The organism is Tabrizicola sp. (assembly GCF_051645465.1).
Classification (GTDB): Bacteria; Pseudomonadota; Alphaproteobacteria; order Rhodobacterales; family Rhodobacteraceae; genus Tabrizicola.
In genome coordinates this window covers 1-3,175 of the sequence record NZ_JBOFBI010000335.1, presented here as the reverse complement: position 1 = coordinate 3,175, position 3,175 = coordinate 1, and the positions used below count along the sequence as shown (strand labels likewise).

At 64.1% G+C, this 3,175-nt stretch carries 4 protein-coding genes; all 4 read left to right on the top strand.

The window, feature by feature from the left end; genetic code table 11:
* On the top strand, window positions 1-1,206 hold a 1,206-nt coding region (locus ACRCSW_RS21450; protein WP_438707687.1), incomplete at its 5' end, for a flagellin N-terminal helical domain-containing protein.
* 68 nt (window positions 1,207-1,274) lie between these two features.
* Window positions 1,275-1,646 (top strand): flagellar biosynthesis regulator FlaF, encoded by a 372-nt coding sequence (gene flaF / locus ACRCSW_RS21445; protein ID WP_438707686.1) that lies wholly within the window; start codon window positions 1,275-1,277, stop codon window positions 1,644-1,646.
* Window positions 1,643-2,047, top strand: coding sequence for a flagellar biosynthesis repressor FlbT (gene flbT, locus ACRCSW_RS21440; RefSeq protein WP_438707685.1), 405 nt, complete (start codon window positions 1,643-1,645; stop codon window positions 2,045-2,047). Before flaF ends, flbT begins: the two co-directional genes overlap by 4 nt.
* Entirely contained in the window at window positions 2,044-2,835 is a 792-nt protein-coding gene (locus ACRCSW_RS21435) for a DUF1217 domain-containing protein (protein ID WP_438707684.1), read from the top strand. The genes flbT and ACRCSW_RS21435 overlap by 4 nt, the downstream gene beginning before the upstream one ends.
* Window positions 2,836-3,175 lie beyond the last annotated feature (340 nt).

The window sequence follows — 3,175 nt, the reverse complement described above, 5'->3', positions numbered from 1 at the left end:
ATGTCGTCGATCCTGACCAATACCAGCGCGATGGTTGCCCTGCAGACGATGAAGGGCATCAACGCCAACCTGAACAAGACCCAGGCCGATATCGCGACCGGCAAGTCGGTCGCCACCGCCAAGGACAATGCTGCCGTCTGGGCGATTTCCAAAGTGATGGAATCGGATGTCGAGGGCTTCAAGGGCATCTCTGACAGCCTTTCTGTCGGGTCCGCCACCCTGACCGTCGCCCGCCAGGCCTCGGAATCCGTGACCAAGCTTCTGACCGAGATGAAGGGCAAGATCGTTGCAGCCCAGGCCGAGAATGTCGACCGCAGCAAGATCCAGACCGATATCGTGGCGCTGCGCGAACAGGTCGAATCGGTCGTGGGCGCGGCCCAGTTCAACGGGCTGAACCTGGTTGACGGCTCGCAAACCTCTGTGAACGTGCTCTCTTCGCTTGACCGCAGCCAGACTGGCGTCACGTCCAGCAACATCACGGTGCAGGCGCAGAACCTGTCGACGGATGCGGGCGCTGCCCTGACGGCCGGCGGCGGCACGCTTTCAGCGGCCAACGTGGTCACCGGTACCCCCGTCACGCTGAACGGCTTCGCCTTCCAGGGCGGCGGCGGGGCGCTGGCTTCCAACGCGCCGACGGCAAACCCGGCAACGACGACTGCGCTGATCGCGGGCGACTCGATCACGCTCAACGTCGGTTCGGTATCGGGCAGCTATGTGGTTCAGGACGGTGATACCAGTGACGCGCTCGTGGCGGGCCTGAAAAACTCGCTGACCTCGAATGGCCTGTCCGACACCGACTTCACCCTGTCCCTGTCGGCGGGAACGCTGACGGTGGCGAACAACACCAACCAGTCGACCGCGATCTCGGCTTCGGCAACGCGGGGGACGGGCGGGCTTTCGGGGCTGAACTCGATCGACGTGACGACGGCACCGGCAAGTGCGCTTCAGGCGATCGAAGGCATGCTGCAAACCTCGATCGACTCTGCCGCCGCGTTCGGTTCGTCGCAAAAGCGGATCGACATCCAGAATGAGTTTGTCGGCAGCCTGACCGACTCGCTCAAGACCGGGATCGGCGCGATGGTCGATACCAACATGGAGGAAGCCTCGGCCCGGCTGCAGGCGCTGCAAGTCCAGCAGCAGCTTGCGACCCAGGCCCTGTCGATCGCCAACCAGCAGCCCCAGGGTCTTCTGTCCTTGTTCCGCTAAGCGTTCCGGGCCGCGGGGGGATCTCCGCGGCCCAACTTACCCCCTAGCCCCGAACAGATGGACACCCCATGACCATTCATGCGCCGATAAGCTATGCCCAGCGCGAGGCCCCGACCCGCTCGCTCCGCTCGGTCGAATACGATCTTCTTGCCCACGTGACCCAGCGCTTGCGCGCCGCGTGGGCCAACCGGGCCAGCGACTTTCCCGGCCTTGTCCGCGCGGTGACCGACAATACCAAGCTCTGGTCGACGCTTGCGTCCGATGTGGCGACTCCTGGCAACGGCCTGCCCGCCGCCCTTCGTGCAAGGCTTTTCTATCTCTACGAATTCACCGCCAAGCACAGTCGCGCCGTTCTGGACGACACAGCCAGCGTCGAGGTTCTGACCGACATCAACATGGCCGTGATGCGCGGCCTGCGCGGTGACGGGGGTGCGACATGAGCGGCCTTGTCCTCAAGCTTGGTCCGCATGAACGCGTGCTGATCAACGGTGCGGTGATCGAAAACGGCGAAAAGCGGTCCCGCCTTGCGATCATGACACCCAACGCCAACATCCTGCGCCTGCGCGACGCGATCCACCCCGAGGAGGTGAACACCCCCGTCCGGCGGGTCTGCTATGTGGCGCAACTGGTGCTTTCCGGCGACACTGACCCCGAAGACGCGAAGCATCAGCTTCTTCGCGGAATCGAACAGCTGAGCCAGGTGCTGACAGACTATGACAGCCGCACGCAGCTGACCCTCGCCAGCCGCGCGGTGATGGAGAACCAGCACTACCAGGTCCTGAAGGCGCTCCGCAGTCTTCTGCCACGGGAGGAGCGGCTCTTCGCCGCCGGCCGGGCATGAGCTTCCAGCCGGTCCTGCCGCTGACGGGCTACACCGGCTGGGGGTTCCTGAAGCGGACGATGGTGCGGCAGCAGGCCGTGCAGCAGTCCATTCCGGCCCAGAGCCGGGACGAGGCCTACTTCCGCGACAAGATCGGCAAGGCCGACACCGCCGAGAAGCTCGTCAGCGACAAACGGCTTCTGCGCATCGCCCTCACGGCCTTCGGGCTGGAGGGCGATGTCAACAACAAGGCGTTCATCCAGAAGATCCTCGAAGGCGGCACGCTGAAAGAAGGCAGTCTTGCGAACAAGCTGGCCGACAAGCAGTACCAGAAATTCTCGGCGGCCTTCGGCTATGGCGACTACTCGGTCCCCCGGACCAGGATTTCGACCTTCCCGGACGAGATTCTGGCACAGTTCAGGACCCGCACGTTCGAGACCGCCGTTGGCAATCAGAACAACACCTACCGCCTGGCAATGAACGCAGAACGCGAGATTCCGGCGCTTGCGGTGAGGAACACCAGCGAAACGGCCAAGTGGTACTCGATCCTTGGCAGTGCGCCGTTGCGCGACGTGATGCAGACAGCGCTTGGCCTGCCGAAGAGCTTCTCGTCCATCGACATCGACCAGCAGGTCTCGGTCCTGAAGGCGAAGACCGAGGCTGCTTTCGGCTCGCCGAACATCAGCCAGTTCCGCGACCCCGGGAAGATGGAAGCCCTTGTCCGCCGCTTCCTTCTGCAGTCCGAGGTGCAGGGTCAGATCGGTGCAAGCTCACCTGCCGCGACAGCCTTGACGCTTCTGCGGCGATAGAGCCGATCGAAGGCCCGCGCGCGCGATAGCCCAGCGCCTCCCCCTTGCGCTAGTCAGAACGGAATGGCGCGCGCTCAGACAGGCAGGTGGGCCGCGACGGATTTCTTACCAAAACGTTACTGCGCACCGCCAACCCATTGATTCCCTTGCCTCGGAAAATCTGGGCACAGTGCCCATGTTTCCCCCACCCGCCAGACCGAAGGCCTTTGCGGCCCCCAGACCCTAGTCCTTGAGGCAGGCCCGGAGCCGCTCAAAGCTCCCCTCGACACCGCTCGCCGGGGCAGGCTCGGCGAGGAACCCGTCCAGAAGCGGCCAGACCTTGATCGCCCGGTCGATCACC